The following is a 14,634-nucleotide window of genomic DNA, read 5'->3' as shown; positions in this document are numbered from 1 at the left end:
GTATTCCAAGCTTTTGACAACACTGATCCGCACGAAAAAACGTCCACTGATCTGCTCGCGAAGCCCCTGCGACAAACCGCCTCACCGCTCAAAGCCGCTATTTATGTGGCTTTGAGCCGTCCATCGTGAAAAATCAGCCTTGAAAATTCCACTTGCAAAATAGGTATTACGGTATACCATCAGACACATCAACGATAAAAACCGCGGACCACCGCAGCCTTTTAGAGGTACACGAGATGATCGACGCAACCGTCTACAAGCACGTCCTGGGCTCCTTCCCGTCCGGCGTTACCGTCATCACCACCCTGGATGACGACGGCTCGGTTGTCGGCCTGACCGCCAGCGCTTTCTCCTCCCTGTCGATGGACCCGCCGCTGGTGCTGTTCTGCCCCAACTACACCTCCGACTCCTACCCGGTGCTGATCAAGCAGAAGCGCTTCGCCATTCACCTGCTCTCCGGTGAACAGCAGGCCGAAGCCTATGCATTCGCCAAAAAGGGCAAGGACAAGGCCAGCGGCATCGAGTGGACCCTGAGCGAACTGGGCAACCCGATCCTGGCCGGTGCCACCGCCGTTATCGAGTGCGAACTGTGGCGTGAGTATGAAGGTGGCGACCACGCCATCATGGTCGGCAAGGTGCACAACCTGATCGTCCCTGCAGAAGCGCCACGGCCGATGGTGTACTGCCGCGGCAAGATGGCCAGCCTGCCGGCCTTTGCCTGAAGCCTATTCTGAATCGAGCCCCCTGGCGCCTCTCCTGCCTGGCGCCAGCCCCTTTCAAGCGTTGAGGAATGCCCCATGAAATTTTCGTTGTTCGTGCACATGGAACGTTGGGATGAACAGGTCAGCCACCGCCAGCTGTTCGAAGACCTGACCGAACTGACCCTGATGGCCGAAAACGGCGGTTTCAGCACCGTGTGGATTGGCGAACACCACGCCATGGAATACACCATTTCGCCAAGCCCGATGCCGCTGCTGGCCTACCTGGCCGCGCGCACCGATAAGATCCGCCTGGGTGCTGGCACCATCATCGCGCCATTCTGGAATCCGATCCGCGTCGCCGGCGAATGCGCCCTGCTCGATGTCATCAGCAACGGCCGCATGGAAGTGGGCCTGGCCCGTGGCGCCTACCAGTTCGAATTCGACCGCATGGCCAACGGCATGCCGGCCACCGACGGCGGCAAGGCGCTGCGCGAGATGGTGCCGGTGGTGCGCAAGCTGTGGGAAGGCGACTACGCCCATGACGGCGAAGTGTACAAGTTCCCCACGTCCACCAGCGTACCGAAGCCGTTCAATGCCACCCCGCCGATGTGGATCGCCGCCCGCGACCCGGACTCGCACAACTTCGCCGTGGCCAACGGCTGCAACGTCATGGTTACCCCACTGATGAAGGGTGACGAAGAGGTGCTGGACCTGAAGAACAAGTTCCAGGCCGCCCTGGACAACAACCCCGACGTGCCGCGTCCGCAACTGATGGTGCTGCGCCACACCCATGTGCACAGCCCGGCCGAGCCGGAAGGCTGGAAGGTCGGCGCCCAAGCCATCTCGCGCTTCTACCGCACCTTCGACGCCTGGTTCGGCAACAAGACCACCCCGGTCAACGGTTTCCTGGAGCCAAGCCCGGAGTCGAAGTTCGCCGAAGTGCCGGCGTTCGAGCTGGATAACATCCGCAAGAACACCATGATCGGTACCCCGGAAGAGATCATTGCGCGCATCAAGTACTACCAGGCGCTCGGTGTCGACGAGTTCAGCTTCTGGTGCGACAACAGCCTGCCCCATGCCGAGAAGAAGAAGTCGCTGGAGCTGTTCATCAAGGAAGTGGTACCGGCGTTCGCCTGAATTCCCATTGCCTGAATCATTGCGGGACGCGCCCGCTCCCGTGGGCCCCTGTGGCCCGCGTGAGCGGGCTTTTTTATGAGGCCAGTACAGACGCCACAAGATTCAAGGCATCAGCCCACCTTTCGTCCCCTCGCAAGAGAAATTTCCAGCCCCCTCTTGCGCAACAAATATTATGGTATACCATCAGACAACAAGAGCTGATAACCCTCACCAGGAGCCACCCATGAGTTTCGAAATCCGCAAGATCGTCACCTACTCCGAAGAGACCCGCATCGAAGGCGGCAAGGCCACCGACAAGCCGGTGACCATGGTCGGCCTGGCCGTCGTGATCAAGAACCCATGGGCCGGTCGCGGTTTTGTTGAAGATCTGAAGCCGGAAATCCGCGCCAACTGCTCGGAGCTCGGTGCACTGATGGTCGAGCGCCTCACTGCCGCCATCGGCGGTGCCGACAAGATCGAAGCCTACGGCAAGGCTGCGGTGGTCGGCGCCGATGGCGAAATCGAACATGCCTCGGCCGTGATCCACACCCTGCGCTTCGGCAACCACTACCGTGAAGCGGTACAGGCCAAGAGCTACCTGAGCTTCACCAACAAGCGCGGCGGCCCGGGCACCTCGATCCAGATCCCGATGATGCAGAAGGACGACGAAGGCCTGCGTTCGCACTACATCACCCTGGAAATGCAGATCGAAGACGCCCCCCGTGCCGATGAAATCGTCGTGGTCCTGGGCGCTGCCGACGGCGGCCGCCTGCACCCGCGCATCGGCAACCGCTACATCGACCTGGAAGAACTGGCTGCCGAAAAAGCCAACGCTCAATAACAACAACCAAGACGGGCCGGGGCGTGGCGTGCTTACCCGCCGCGCCCGACCTTCAAGGAGCGCCCTCCATGATTCAGCCTGTCGCTGAACGTACACCTGCCGGCACCAGCTACCTGTCCGTCGGCCAGGGCCAACCCGTGGTGCTGATCCACGGCGTGGGCCTGAACAAGGAAATGTGGGGCGGTCAGATCGTTGGCCTGGCCAACGACTACCGCGTCATCGCCTACGACATGCTCGGCCACGGCCAAAGCGCCCTGCCGGCTGCCGACATCGGCCTGGAAGGCTACGCCGCCCAACTCGCCGAGCTGCTCGACCACCTGCAAATTCAACAAGCGACCGTGATCGGCTTCTCCATGGGCGGCCTGGTTGCCCGTGCATTTGCCCTGAACTACCCTCAGCGCCTGGCTGCACTGGTCGTGCTCAACAGCGTGTTCAACCGCACCCCCGAGCAGAGTGCCGGCGTTATCGCCCGCGCTGCCCAGGCGGCGGAGCTGGGCCCCGACGCCAACGTCGATGCTGCCCTCGACCGCTGGTTCAGCCGTGAATACAAGGCTGCCAACCCGGCGCAGGTCGCCGCCATTCGCCAAGTGCTGGCGAGCAACGACCCGCAGGGCTACCACACAACGTATTCGCTGTTCGCCACCCAGGACATGTACCGCGCCAACGACCTGGGCAGCATCCAGGTACCGACGCTGATCGCCACCGGCGAACTCGACTCGGGCTCTACCCCGGCCATGACCCGCCAGCTCGCCGCCAGCATTCCTGGTGCGCACAGTGTGGTCCTCGCCGAGCAACGGCATATGATGCCGGTAGAAGCACCGCGTGAAGTCAACAAGATGCTGCTGGACTTCCTCGCGCAAGCCCGCACCCTCACCGAATCCGCCAAGGGGATTGTTGCATGACCCTCGTTCGTTTCCAGATGTGCATCGACGGCCAATGGCGCGATGCCCAAAGCGGCAAGACCTTCGACAGCCTCAACCCGGCCACCGCCCAGGCCTGGGCGCAGCTGCCCGACGCTGATGAAACCGATGTCGAGCTAGCCGTGCAGGCCGCCCAGCGTGCCTTCGAAAGCAAGGAATGGCGCAGCATCACCGCCACTGCACGCGGTAAGCTGCTGCGTCGCCTGGGCGACCTGATTGCTGAAAACAAGGAGCACCTGGCCCAGCTGGAAAGCCGCGACAACGGCAAGCTGATCCGCGAAACCCGCGGCCAGGTTGGCTATCTGCCAGAGTTCTTCCACTACACTGCGGGCCTGGCTGACAAGATCGAAGGCGGCACCCTGCCGCTGGACAAGCCCGATCTGTTCGCCTACACCCTGCACGAGCCGATCGGCGTGGTAGCAGGCATCATTCCGTGGAACAGCCCACTGTACCTCACCGCGATCAAGCTGGCCCCGGCCCTGGCCGCCGGCAACACCATCGTGCTCAAGCCGTCCGAGCACGCCTCGGCGACCATCCTCGAACTGGCCCGTCTGGCCCTTGAAGCCGGCTTCCCCGCTGGCGTAGTCAACGTGGTTACCGGTTACGGTCCGACCACCGGCGCGGCGCTGACCCGCCATCCGCTGGTGCGCAAGATCGCCTTCACCGGCGGCGCCGCCACCGCTCGCCATGTGGTGCGCAGCAGTGCCGAAAACTTCGCCAAGCTGTCGCTGGAGCTGGGCGGCAAGTCGCCGAACATCATCTTTGCCGACGCCGACCTAGACAGCGCCATCAACGGCGCAGTGGCTGGCATCTATGCCGCCTCCGGGCAAAGCTGCGTGGCCGGTTCGCGCCTGCTGGTGCAGGACGAGATCTTCGACGAATTCGTCGAGCGCCTGATTGCCCGTGCCAAGCGTATTCGCATCGGTAACCCGCAGGACGACGCCAGCGAAATGGGCCCGATGGCCACCGCGCAACAACTGGCGGTGGTTGAAGGCCTGGTCGCTGCAGCCAAGGCCGAAGGCGCCAAGCTGCACATGGGTGGCAAGCGTGCCGAGGTCGAGGGTGACGGCTGGTTCTACGAGCCGACCCTGTTCGAGTGCGACAGTAACTCGATGACCATCATGCAGGAAGAAGTGTTCGGCCCGGTTGCTGCGGTGATCCGCTTCAAAACCGAGGAAGAAGCCCTGGAAATCGCCAACGACTCGCAGTTCGGCCTGGCCGCCGGCATCTGGACCCGCGACCTGGGCCGCGCCCACCGCCTGGCCCGCGATGTGCGTTCCGGGATCATCTGGGTCAACACCTACCGCGCCGTGTCGGCCATGGCGCCGATCGGTGGTTTCAAGAACAGCGGCTACGGCCGTGAGAGCGGCATCGATTCGGTGCTGGCCTATACCGAGCTGAAGACCGTGTGGATCAACCTGTCCACCGCGCCGATGCCCGACCCGTTCGTGATGCGCTAGGAGGAACACGAGATGATCGAACCCGGCATCTACAAAGACGTGATGGGCTCCTTCCCGTCCGGTGTCACGGTAGTCACCACCCTGGACGCCGACGGCGCCATCGTCGGCATCACCGCCAGCGCCTTCAGTGCGCTGTCGATCGACCCGGCGCTGGTGCTGTTCTGCCCCAACTACGCCTCCGACACCTACCCGATCCTGCGGGACAGCAAGCAGTTCGCGATTCACCTGTTGTCCGCCGAGCAAACTGCCGAAGCCTATGCCTTCGCCGGCAAGGGCAAGGACAAGGCCAAAGGCATCGACTGGCACCTGAGCGAGCTGGGTAACCCGCTGCTGGCCAAGGCTACGGCGATCATCGAGTGCGAACTGTGGCGCGAGTATGACGGCGGGGACCACGCGATCATCGTGGGCGCAGTGAAAAACCTGGTGCTGCCGGAGCAGCCGGTAACGCCGATGGTGTACCACAAAGGCAAGCTGGGCGCCCTGCCGCCCTTGGGCTGACCTTGGCATCGCCGGGGCCGCACAGCGGCCCCCGTTTCACCCCTTTTTAGGGGCTGCGCTAATCGTCTCACCCTCGGTTGCGGCCCCTGTTTTATTCCGGAGTACTGCACATGAGCAACGAAAAGTACGAGAAAGGCTTGCAGATCCGCACCCAGGTGCTGGGCGAAGACTATGTCAACCGCTCGATCCAGAACGCCGACGAGTTCACCAAGCCATTGCAGGAACTGGTCACCGAATACTGCTGGGGCCACGTCTGGGGCCGCGAAGGCTTGTCGCTCAAAGAGCGCAGCATGATAAACTTGGCCATGATTTCCGCGCTCAACCGGCCCCACGAGCTCAAGCTGCACATTCGCGGCGCACTGCGCAATGGCCTGAGCCGTGAACAGATTCGCGAAATTCTGCTCCAGGTCGGCATTTATTGCGGCGTACCCGCGGCGGTGGACAGCTTCCGCCTGGCCCGTGAAGCGTTTGCCGAAGCCGATGCGGAGTCAACCCGTTAACAACGGGCTGTTCGAACCACTGCATGGAAAGCCTCGGTTCGAGGCGTTCCGCGATGTTGGCGCAACAGCCTCATAAAGAGCGCACCTGATGAAACGCCAGCCACTCGACGACAGCTTCAAGGTCAACCGCAACCCCGTTACCCTACGCGAAATCGTGCTCGACAAGCTGCGCGCCGCGATCATGAACTTCCACCTGCTGCCAGGCGACCGCCTGGTAGAGCGCGACCTCTGCGACCGCCTCGGCGTCAGCCGCACGTCGGTGCGTGAAGCGTTGCGCCACCTGGAGTCCGAAGGCCTGGTGGAATTCGCCGACGCCAAAGGCCCGCGCGTGGCGATCATCACCCTGGAAGACGCCCGCGACATCTACGAGCTGCGTTGCGTGCTCGAAGGGCTGATCGTGCAGTTGTTCACCCTCAACGCCAAGGCCAAGGACATCCGCGCCCTGGAGCGTGCGCTGGAGGTCAACCGCGAAGCCCTCGAAGAGGGCGAGCTGCAGCAGGTGCTGGACTCGGTACAAGGCTTCTACGACGTGCTGCTGGAAGGTTCCGGCAACCAGGTGGCGGCCCAGCAGCTACGCCAGTTGCAGGCACGCATCAGCTACCTGCGTGCCACCTCGGTGTCGCAGGAAAACCGCCGTGGCGCCAGCAACCGTGAAATGGAAAAGATCGTCGAGGCAATCAAGGGCGGCGACCCGCTGGTGGCCCACCAGGCCTCGGTCGACCACGTCCGCGCCGCCGCCAAGGTGGCCCTGGACTACCTGCGCCAGAAGCAGGATGACAACGCCAAGGTGCGCGACATTGTCGAGCCCCTGGCCCTGAAGGAACCCCGCATAGGCCGCTGATCATGCCCAACGCCCCGCGCTACTGCCCGCACTGCACCACGGAACTGGCCCGGGGCGTTCCCACTGGCGATACCCACGAACGCTTGCACTGTACCGGCTGCGGCTATATCCACTACGTCAACCCGAAGATCATCGCCGGCTGCATCATCGAGCGCGATGGCAAGTACCTGCTGTGCCAGCGCGCCATTCCGCCGCGCCCAGGCACCTGGACCTTGCCGGCCGGGTTCATGGAGGCTGGTGAAACCACTGAGCAGGCGGCACTGCGCGAGGTGTGGGAAGAAAGCGGCGTGCGCGCCGATATCGTTTCGCCCTACTCGATCTTCAGCGTGCCCAGGATCAGCGAGGTGTACATCATCTTCCGCGCCATCGCCACTGAAGAAACCGGGCAGTATGGGCCGGAGACACTGGCCTACAAGTTCTTCGAACCTGACGAGATTCCGTGGGACGAGATCTATTACCCGGCGATCCGGCAGATACTGGAGCGCTACATCCTTGAGCGGCAGGCAGGGGTTTACGGCATTTACATGGGCAATGATGACACTGGCAAGGTGCACTTCATGCGCTAGCAATGATGCCTTCACCCAGCTTCTCGGGCGCAAGCCGTTGGCACTGGGTATTCCCTTCCGCGACGTGTGGTAGGAAGGCCGCTGAACCAACGGCGCACCTGATGGCTCAGCGACGCCCTTCAGCCAGCATGCGCACGGCCAGGCCCGCCAGCACAGTGCCCATCAACCAGCGTTGAACCTGTTGCCACAGCGGTCGGCCGGCCAGGAACACCGCAATGGAGCCGGCCATGATCGCGATCAATGCGTTGACCGATACGCTGACGGCGATCTGCGTCGAGCCCAGCACCAGTGACTGCACCAGCACACTGCCGTGGCCGGGTTCGATGAACTGCGGCATCAGCGACAGGTACATGACCGCGATCTTGGGATTCAGCAGGCTGGTGGCAAAGCCCATGGTAAACAGCCGGCGTGGGCTGTCCGCCGGCAGGTCCTTTACCTGGAATGGTGAGCGACCGCCCGGACGCAGCGCTTGCCAGGCCAGGTACAGCAGGTACAGCGCGCCACCGATGCGCAGCGCATCGTAGGCAAACGGTACAGCCATCACCAGGGCGGTGATGCCCAGTGCCGCGCAGAACATGTAGATGACGAAACCCAGCGCTACACCGCCAAGGGAAATCAAGCCGGCCTTGCGCCCCTGGCAGATCGAGCGGGAAATCAGGTAGATCATGTTCGGCCCGGGGGTCAGGACCATGCCCAGGCAGATCAGGGCAAACGTTAACAGTTGGGTGGTTTCGGGCATGGGGCACGTCCTGGTTGTGCTGTGGAATGTTGCGAGTTTATCTGAAGCCCTTCGAAACCGGTGAACTCAGTTGATCTGTCCCGCTATCAAGCCCAAGGCCACCGTGATCATCGCTACCCCCGACACTCTCCCTACCAGCCTGGCCGCCCCCGGCCGGGTGCTCAGCACCGCTTTGGCGCCATAGCCGACCAACGAATAGATCACCAGCGAGCTACACAGGTGTACCAGGCCCAGCAGCAGGATCTGCAACGGCACCGGCCAGCTTGACTGCGGGTCGGTGAACTGCGGTAACAGGGCCAGGAACAGCAGGAACACTTTCGGGTTCAACCCGCTGACGCAAAACCCCTTGAACGCCCAGCGCGAGCCCGACTCCCCCACACCCCCCTGCCCTGCCTCAGGCAACGCCGGGCTCAGCAACAGGTTGCCGCCCAGCCACAGCAGGTAGCTGCACCCCGCCAAGGTCAGCAAGGTCAGCGCCAGCGGGTGACCTGCCAGGAGGCTGCCAACCCCGGCCGCCACCACCAGCGTCGCCAGGAAATGCCCCGACAGCATGCCCGCCACCGCCGGCATCACCCAGCGCCCGCGCATGCCCGCCGAAATGGCATAGGCCCAATCTGCCCCCGGGGTAATCACGAACAGCATCGACACGGCCCAGAATGCCGTCAGAACACTGATAGCCACTTGAATCTTCCTTTTTCCACTGCCTTGAGATCTCGAAAGATTACGGATTCCGCCCGGGGATTTTCTTTCGTATATTCCCTCTCTGCATTCATGAAATGGAAGATTCTTCTCAATGGACAGGACTGATCGAAAAATCCTTGCCGAGCTGCAAAAAGACGGTCGCCTGTCGGTGACCGAGTTGGCCGACCGCGTGGGGCTCAGCCTGTCGCCCTGCCATCGGCGCCTGAAGGCACTGGAAGCGTCCGGGGCAATTCTGGGCTATCACGCCCGCCTGGCGCCGAGCGCTGTGGGGCTGAACTTTGCCGCGCTGGTATTCGTGACCCTGCGCGAGGTCACCCGCCAGCCGGTGGCAGACTTTGAGGCGGCACTGGCCGAGATCCCACAGATCGTCGAAGCGCAGCGGCTGTTCGGTGATCCGGACTACCTGTTGCATGTGGTGGCCAAGGACTTGCCGGCTTTCCAGAAGCTGTATGACGAGAAGCTGACCAGCATTCCCAATGTGAAGCGGTTGAGTTCGACCCTGGTGATGAAAGAGGTGATTCAGGATCGGTCGTTGCCGATGTAGCTGTTTTCTCCTGTTCTGGCCTCTTCGCGGGCAAGCCCGCGAAGAGGCTGGCACAAACCACCTTTTCTTCTGCCCTGAAAACGCGCATGGCGCACCAGCACAGTCCACCACAAACGACCCGCCAAACCACAACCCCCTCTACTACAAGCCCTCCCGCCCGCTGGCACCCTCCTTGCTACCGTCCCCCGCTTAAGTTTTTGTCAGCCTTAGTTTTTTTAAGGTTTGTGGGTACATATTTACTAATTTCTCGTTATCCCCGCGCCCCGCATCATCGCTCCAACAAGAACGCGTCGCCCTTCGCCGGCACGCCCCCGGGCAGTTCCCGATGCCCTACCTTGCCTTGGAGTCAGTCATGACCAGTGCAGCCAATTCGGCACCCCTCATAGAGAAACACACGATCGGCTATGTGCCCCCGCAAGACCGCCATGGAAAGGTAAGGGATCTGTTCACACTGTGGTTCGGCGGCAACATCGCGCCGCTGCCCATCGTCACCGGCGCGCTGGGCGTGCAGTTGTTTCACCTGAACCTGGTATGGGGCATCATCGCCATCCTGGTCGGCCACCTGGTCGGTGGTGTACTGATGGCGCTGCACTCGGCCCAGGGCCCTCAAATGGGCATTCCGCAGATGATCCAGAGCCGCGCGCAGTTCGGTACCCTCGGCGCGCTGCTGGTGGTGGTGATCGCCGGCGTCATGTACATCGGTTTCTTCGCATCCAACATCGTACTCGCCGGCAAGTCGCTGCATGGCGTGGTGGACGCCGTGCCGGTACCGGTGGGCATCGTCATCGGTGCGCTGGGCTCGGGCATCATCGGCATCATCGGCTACCGCTTTATCCATGTGCTCAACCGCATCGGCACCTGGGTGCTGGGCATCGGCATCGTGGTCGGCTTCGGCTACATCTTCACCCATGTGCAAAGCGACGACTTCCTGACCCGCGGCGGCTTCAACCTGGCCGGCTGGCTGGCCACCGTGTCGCTGGCGGCGCTGTGGCAAATCGCCTTTGCACCCTATGTATCGGACTACTCGCGCTACCTGCCGTCCGACGTCAAAGTCAGCTCGACCTTCTGGACCACTTACCTGGGCTCGGCCCTGGGTTCGAGCCTGTCGTTCATCTTCGGTGCCGTGGCCGTGCTGGCGATTCCAGCCGGCATGGACACCATGGAGGCAGTCAAGCTGGCCACCGGCACCCTGGGCCCGATCATGCTAGTGCTGTTCCTGCTCAGCGTGATCAGCCACAACGCCCTCAACCTGTATGGTGCGGTGCTGTCGATCATCACCCTGGTGCAAACCTTCGCCTACCGCTGGATCCCTACCGCCAAGAGCCGCGCGGTGCTTTCGCTGATCGTGCTGTCGGCCTGTTGCGTGGTGGCAGTGTTCGCCTCGGCAGACTTCATCGGCCACTTCGTCGACATGGTGCTGGTGCTGCTGGTGGTGCTCGTACCGTGGACGGCGATCAACCTGATCGACTTCTATGCGATTCACAAGGGGGACTATGACATCCAGTCGATCTTCCAGGTCGATGGTGGTATCTACGGCCGTTACAACCCGCAAGCGTTGATCGCCTATGCGGTGGGCATTGTGGTGCAGATCCCGTTCATGAACACGCCGCTGTATGTCGGGCCGATTTCCGAGCACATCAACGGGGCTGACCTGTCGTGGCTGGTAGGGTTGGCAATTACCTCGCCGCTGTACGGGTGGCTGGCCAGCCGTGACAGTGCCTACCGTCGTCGGCAGACGAGTGCCAAGTTGGCCATGGGGCACTGATTCAACCTGTACCGGCCTCTTCGCGGGCTTGTCCCGCGAAGAGGCCGGTACAGGAGTCAGAGGTTGTAAGCCCGCTCATTGTGCTCCGCCAAGTCCAGCCCCTGTTCTTCCTCGTCCCGACTGGCCCGCAGCCCGACAGTCAGCTTGATCACCCCAAGAATCGCCCAGCTCACCACGAAGCAGTACACAAAGGTGAACGCCACCCCCTTGAGCTGCACCAGAGCCTGCCCGATCGGCGATATACCCTCCACATAACCACCCAATGCCGGCGCGGCGAATACTCCGGTCAAGATCGCTCCGACCATCCCGCCGACGCCATGCAGCCCGAATACATCGAGGCTGTCGTCATACCCCAACGCCTGCTTGAGCCGGGTCACGGCAAAGAAGCAGATGGCCCCGGTCAACAAGCCGATTACCAGCGCACCCAGCGGCCCGACGAACGCGCAGGCCGGTGTGATCCCCACCAAGCCGGCCAATGCCCCTGACGCAGCACCCAAGGCAGTCGGTCGACCATGCATCACCTTCTCGGTCAGCAACCAACCGACAATCCCCGCGCAGGCCGCCACCATGGTCGCCAGCATCACTACCCCTGCGCCCTCGTTGGCCGCAAGCCCCGATCCCACGTTGAAGCCGAACCAGCCCACCCACAACAACCCCGCACCTACCAGGGTAAAGCCCAGGTTGTGCGGCGGCATGGCCACCTGCGGGTAGCCCTTGCGCTTGCCCAGCATCAACGCCGCCGCCAAGGCAGCTACGCCTGAGTTGATATGCACCGCCGTGCCGCCCGCGAAGTCCAGCACGCCCCAGTTGACCATCAGTGCCCCCGGCCCGCCCCACACCATATGGGCGATCGGCGCGTACACCAGCACGAACCACGCAGCCATGAACAGCAACGAAGCACTGAACTTCATGCGCTCGGCAAAACCACCAGCAATCAGCGCTGGGGTGATGATGGCGAACGTCAGTTGGAAAACTGCAAACACGCCTTCGGGAATGGAGCCGACCAGGCTGTCATGGCCAATATCCAGCATCAGTGCCTTGTCCAGCCCGCCAATGAAACTGTTGAAGGTGAGCTGGCCCTCGACCATGCCGGTGGTATCGACCACCAGGCTGTAGCCAAACAGCACCCAAAGGATGCCGATCACGCCGGCCACCGCGAACAGCTGGGTGAACACCGAGAGGAAGTTCTTGGCCCGCACCATGCCACCGTAGAACAGCGCCAGGCCCGGGATGCACATCATCAGCACGAACATCGCGGCGCAGATCATCCAGGCGGTGTTGCCGGTGTCCAGGGAGGGTTCGGCGGCGTAGGCCAGCGGAGTCAACGCGAACAGCACAACAGCAAGGGCAAGCTTCATGGAATCACTCCTGTGCAATGAAAACCGCCGGCTGGCAGCCGGCGGTGTCGGGATGGATCAGTACTGCGCCTGGCCCGGCACCCAGGCAGTGCCGGCCAGCGGTACCCGGGCCATCGCCGCCGCTTCCACGGTCAACGCCACCAGGTCCTCCGGGTCAAGGTTGTGCAGGTGCGACTTGCCACATGCCCGCGCCATGGTCTGTGCCTCCAGCACCAGCACACGCAGGTAATTGGCCAACCGACGCCCGGCCTCTTCCGGGTTGAGGCGCTTGGCCAGTTCCGGGTCCTGGGTGGTGATGCCGGCCGGGTCGCGACCGTTCTGCCAGTCGTCATAGAAGCCGGCCGCCGAGCCAATCTTCTTCAACTCGCTGTCCAGTCGCGGGTGGTTGTCACCCAAGGCGATCAGCGCCGCCGTACCAATGGCCACCGCATCGGCGCCCAGTGCCATGGCCTTGGCCACGTCGGCACCGTTGCGGATGCCACCCGAGACAATCAGCTGCACTTTGCGGTGCATGCCCATTTCCTGAAGCGCCTGTACCGCCTGCGGGATGGCCGGCAGAATCGGGATGCCGACGTGCTCGATGAACACTTCTTGCGTCGCAGCAGTCCCCCCCTGCATGCCGTCGAGCACGATCACATCAGCACCGGCTTTCACCGCCAGCTTGACGTCGTAGTACGGGCGGCTGGCGCCGATTTTCACATAGATGGGTTTTTCCCAGTCAGTGATCTCACGGATTTCGGCAATCTTGATCGCCAAGTCGTCCGGCCCGGTCCAGTCCGGATGGCGGCAGGCACTGCGCTGATCGACGCCGATCGGCAAGGTACGCATGCCGGCCACCCGCTCGGTCACCTTCATACCTAACAACATGCCGCCACCGCCCGGCTTGGCGCCTTGGCCGAGGACGATCTCGATAGCATCAGCCTTGCGCAGGTCATCCGGGTTCATGCCATAACGCGATGGCAGGTACTGGTACACCAGGTGCTGAGACTGCCCGCGTTCCTCCGGGGTCATGCCACCGTCGCCAGTGGTGGTACTGGTGCCGGCAATGGTAGCGCCACGGCCCAGCGCCTCTTTGGCGTTGGCCGACAGCGCACCGAAGCTCATGCCGGCGATGGTGACCGGGATTTTCAGGTGGATCGGCTTTTTCGCAAACCGGTTACCCAGCACCACGTCGGTACCGCACTTCTCGCGGTAGCCTTCCAGCGGGTAGCGCGACACGCTGGCCCCTAGCAGCAGCAGGTCGTCGAAGTGCGGCACGCGGCGCTTGGTGCCGCCGCCACGAATGTCGTAGATGCCGGTTTCAGCGGCACGCTGGATTTCCTGGATGGTCAGGCGATCGAAGGTGGCCGATTCACGCAGTACCGGGGGAAATTGCTCGCTCATGGGAATGCTCCTGGATCAGTACGCGCTGGCGTTGTCGACTTTGAAGTTGTACAGCTGACGGGCCGAGCCGTAGCGTTTGAAATCAGCGGCCTTGTGGTCCAGGCCTGCCTTGTTCAGCAGTTCCTGCAGGTCTTGCAGGTGTTCGGCGCGCATCTCTTTTTCGATACAGTCCGAACCCAGCGACTGCACCGAGCCTTTGACGTAGATCTGCACCTCGTACAGCGAGTCGCCCAACGCATCGCCGGCATCGCCACACACCACCAGGCGCCCGGCCTGGCCCATGAAGCAACTCATGTGGCCGATGCTCCCGCCTACCACGATGTCCACACCCTTCATGGAAATACCGCAACGGGCACCAGCGTCACCTTCGATTACCAGCAGCCCGCCATGGGCGGTGGCACCAGCGGCCTGGGAGGCGCTGCCCTTGACCCGCACCGAGCCAGACATCATGTTCTCGGCAACCCCCACACCGACGTTGCCGTGCACGGTCACGCTGGCCTGCTGGTTCATGCCGGCGCAGTAGTAACCGGCATGGCCTTCGATATCCACTGCCACAGCGGCGTTGATGCCCACGGCCAGGTTGTGCTTGCCGTCAGGGTGGGTCACTCGCCATTCATGGTCCTGTACCTCGCCGTGCAGGGACTGGTTGAGCACACGCACCGAAGTGCTGGAAAGGTCGATCGTTTTCATAAAGTTCTCC

The 14,634-nt window shown here is 62.6% G+C and carries 16 protein-coding genes; 11 read left to right on the top strand and 5 right to left on the bottom strand.

The window, feature by feature from the left end; genetic code table 11:
* Nucleotides 1-236: 236 nt before the first annotated feature.
* From QQL85_RS09685 to QQL85_RS09645, 9 genes are all read left to right on the top strand, one after another.
* Nucleotides 237-722, top strand: coding sequence for a flavin reductase family protein (locus tag QQL85_RS09685; protein WP_060497080.1), 486 nt, complete (start codon nt 237-239; stop codon nt 720-722).
* 75 nt (nt 723-797) lie between these two features.
* Entirely contained in the window at nt 798-1,838 is a 1,041-nt protein-coding gene (locus QQL85_RS09680; protein WP_284355604.1) for an LLM class flavin-dependent oxidoreductase, read from the top strand.
* Nucleotides 1,839-2,061: 223 nt separating this feature from the next.
* Nucleotides 2,062-2,658, top strand: a complete 597-nt coding sequence (locus QQL85_RS09675) for an amino acid synthesis family protein (RefSeq protein WP_003256068.1) — start codon at nt 2,062-2,064, stop codon at nt 2,656-2,658.
* A 68-nt stretch (nt 2,659-2,726) separates the two neighbouring features.
* Nucleotides 2,727-3,560, top strand: a complete 834-nt coding sequence (locus QQL85_RS09670) for an alpha/beta fold hydrolase (RefSeq protein ID WP_284355605.1) — start codon at nt 2,727-2,729, stop codon at nt 3,558-3,560.
* On the top strand, nt 3,557-5,038 hold the full coding sequence (locus QQL85_RS09665) for an aldehyde dehydrogenase (RefSeq protein WP_284355606.1): 1,482 nt from the start codon (nt 3,557-3,559) through the stop codon (nt 5,036-5,038). Before QQL85_RS09670 ends, QQL85_RS09665 begins: the two co-directional genes overlap by 4 nt.
* A 12-nt stretch (nt 5,039-5,050) precedes the next feature.
* On the top strand, nt 5,051-5,536 hold the full coding sequence (locus tag QQL85_RS09660) for a flavin reductase family protein (RefSeq protein WP_284355607.1): 486 nt from the start codon (nt 5,051-5,053) through the stop codon (nt 5,534-5,536).
* Between the two features lie 110 nt (nt 5,537-5,646).
* Nucleotides 5,647-6,036 (top strand): carboxymuconolactone decarboxylase family protein, encoded by a 390-nt coding sequence (locus QQL85_RS09655; RefSeq protein WP_016499260.1) that lies wholly within the window; start codon nt 5,647-5,649, stop codon nt 6,034-6,036.
* Nucleotides 6,037-6,124: 88 nt separating this feature from the next.
* A complete protein-coding gene (locus QQL85_RS09650; RefSeq protein ID WP_003256074.1) occupies nt 6,125-6,877 on the top strand; it encodes a GntR family transcriptional regulator in 753 nt (250 codons plus the stop codon).
* 2 nt (nt 6,878-6,879) lie between these two features.
* Nucleotides 6,880-7,443: an NUDIX hydrolase gene (locus tag QQL85_RS09645; RefSeq protein WP_284355608.1), complete on the top strand. Its 564-nt coding sequence runs from the start codon at nt 6,880-6,882 to the stop codon at nt 7,441-7,443.
* 106 nt (nt 7,444-7,549) lie between these two features.
* On the opposite strand, the gene QQL85_RS09640 is transcribed toward QQL85_RS09645, so the two are convergent.
* Together QQL85_RS09640 and QQL85_RS09635 are read right to left on the bottom strand one after the other, a co-directional pair.
* Nucleotides 7,550-8,182: a LysE family translocator gene (locus QQL85_RS09640; protein ID WP_284355609.1), complete on the bottom strand. Its 633-nt coding sequence runs from the start codon at nt 8,180-8,182 to the stop codon at nt 7,550-7,552.
* 66 nt (nt 8,183-8,248) lie between these two features.
* A complete protein-coding gene (locus QQL85_RS09635; protein WP_284355610.1) occupies nt 8,249-8,863 on the bottom strand; it encodes a LysE family translocator in 615 nt (204 codons plus the stop codon).
* Between the two features lie 112 nt (nt 8,864-8,975).
* On the opposite strand from QQL85_RS09635, the gene QQL85_RS09630 reads away from it, so the two are divergent.
* Together QQL85_RS09630 and QQL85_RS09625 are read left to right on the top strand one after the other, a co-directional pair.
* Complete coding sequence (locus QQL85_RS09630; RefSeq protein WP_284355611.1) at nt 8,976-9,428, top strand: Lrp/AsnC family transcriptional regulator; 453 nt, start codon at nt 8,976-8,978, stop codon at nt 9,426-9,428.
* Between the two features lie 352 nt (nt 9,429-9,780).
* Nucleotides 9,781-11,193: a purine-cytosine permease family protein gene (locus tag QQL85_RS09625; RefSeq protein WP_284355612.1), complete on the top strand. Its 1,413-nt coding sequence runs from the start codon at nt 9,781-9,783 to the stop codon at nt 11,191-11,193.
* 56 nt (nt 11,194-11,249) lie between these two features.
* Here the strand turns inward: QQL85_RS09625 and QQL85_RS09620 are convergent, their stop codons facing one another.
* The 3 genes from QQL85_RS09620 to QQL85_RS09610 are packed head-to-tail and all read right to left on the bottom strand — an operon-like array spanning nt 11,250 to nt 14,624.
* Nucleotides 11,250-12,551, bottom strand: a complete 1,302-nt coding sequence (locus QQL85_RS09620; RefSeq protein ID WP_284355613.1) for an ammonium transporter — start codon at nt 12,549-12,551, stop codon at nt 11,250-11,252.
* A gap of 57 nt (nt 12,552-12,608) precedes the next feature.
* Entirely contained in the window at nt 12,609-13,934 is a 1,326-nt protein-coding gene (locus QQL85_RS09615) for an FMN-binding glutamate synthase family protein (protein WP_016715698.1), read from the bottom strand.
* A 15-nt stretch (nt 13,935-13,949) separates the two neighbouring features.
* Nucleotides 13,950-14,624 carry a protein glxC gene (locus QQL85_RS09610; RefSeq protein ID WP_284355614.1) on the bottom strand — a complete coding sequence of 225 codons (675 nt, stop codon included), beginning with the start codon at nt 14,622-14,624 and terminating at the stop codon, nt 13,950-13,952.
* Between the last annotated feature and the right edge of the window lie 10 nt (nt 14,625-14,634).

The organism is Pseudomonas putida (assembly GCF_030159595.1).
GTDB classification, from domain to species: Bacteria; Pseudomonadota; Gammaproteobacteria; order Pseudomonadales; family Pseudomonadaceae; genus Aquipseudomonas; species Aquipseudomonas putida_AC.
The sequence above is the reverse complement of the archived record's forward strand: the minus strand, read 5'-3'. Positions and strand labels throughout refer to the sequence as shown.

Excerpts from the sequence above, each read along its gene's own strand:
- QQL85_RS09665 (WP_284355606.1), top strand. The coding sequence starts at position 3,557 with ATGACCCTCGTTCGTTTCCAGATGTGCATCGACGGCCAATGGCGCGAT.
- QQL85_RS09675 (WP_003256068.1), top strand. The coding sequence starts at position 2,062 with ATGAGTTTCGAAATCCGCAAGATCGTCACCTACTCCGAAGAGACCCGC.
- QQL85_RS09610 (WP_284355614.1), bottom strand. The coding sequence starts at position 14,624 with ATGAAAACGATCGACCTTTCCAGCACTTCGGTGCGTGTGCTCAACCAG.
- QQL85_RS09630 (WP_284355611.1), top strand. The coding sequence starts at position 8,976 with ATGGACAGGACTGATCGAAAAATCCTTGCCGAGCTGCAAAAAGACGGT.
- QQL85_RS09655 (WP_016499260.1), top strand. The coding sequence starts at position 5,647 with ATGAGCAACGAAAAGTACGAGAAAGGCTTGCAGATCCGCACCCAGGTG.
- QQL85_RS09685 (WP_060497080.1), top strand. The coding sequence starts at position 237 with ATGATCGACGCAACCGTCTACAAGCACGTCCTGGGCTCCTTCCCGTCC.
- QQL85_RS09680 (WP_284355604.1), top strand. The coding sequence starts at position 798 with ATGAAATTTTCGTTGTTCGTGCACATGGAACGTTGGGATGAACAGGTC.
- QQL85_RS09670 (WP_284355605.1), top strand. The coding sequence starts at position 2,727 with ATGATTCAGCCTGTCGCTGAACGTACACCTGCCGGCACCAGCTACCTG.
- QQL85_RS09620 (WP_284355613.1), bottom strand. The coding sequence starts at position 12,551 with ATGAAGCTTGCCCTTGCTGTTGTGCTGTTCGCGTTGACTCCGCTGGCC.
- QQL85_RS09650 (WP_003256074.1), top strand. The coding sequence starts at position 6,125 with ATGAAACGCCAGCCACTCGACGACAGCTTCAAGGTCAACCGCAACCCC.
- QQL85_RS09640 (WP_284355609.1), bottom strand. The coding sequence starts at position 8,182 with ATGCCCGAAACCACCCAACTGTTAACGTTTGCCCTGATCTGCCTGGGC.
- QQL85_RS09625 (WP_284355612.1), top strand. The coding sequence starts at position 9,781 with ATGACCAGTGCAGCCAATTCGGCACCCCTCATAGAGAAACACACGATC.
- QQL85_RS09660 (WP_284355607.1), top strand. The coding sequence starts at position 5,051 with ATGATCGAACCCGGCATCTACAAAGACGTGATGGGCTCCTTCCCGTCC.
- QQL85_RS09645 (WP_284355608.1), top strand. The coding sequence starts at position 6,880 with ATGCCCAACGCCCCGCGCTACTGCCCGCACTGCACCACGGAACTGGCC.
- QQL85_RS09615 (WP_016715698.1), bottom strand. The coding sequence starts at position 13,934 with ATGAGCGAGCAATTTCCCCCGGTACTGCGTGAATCGGCCACCTTCGAT.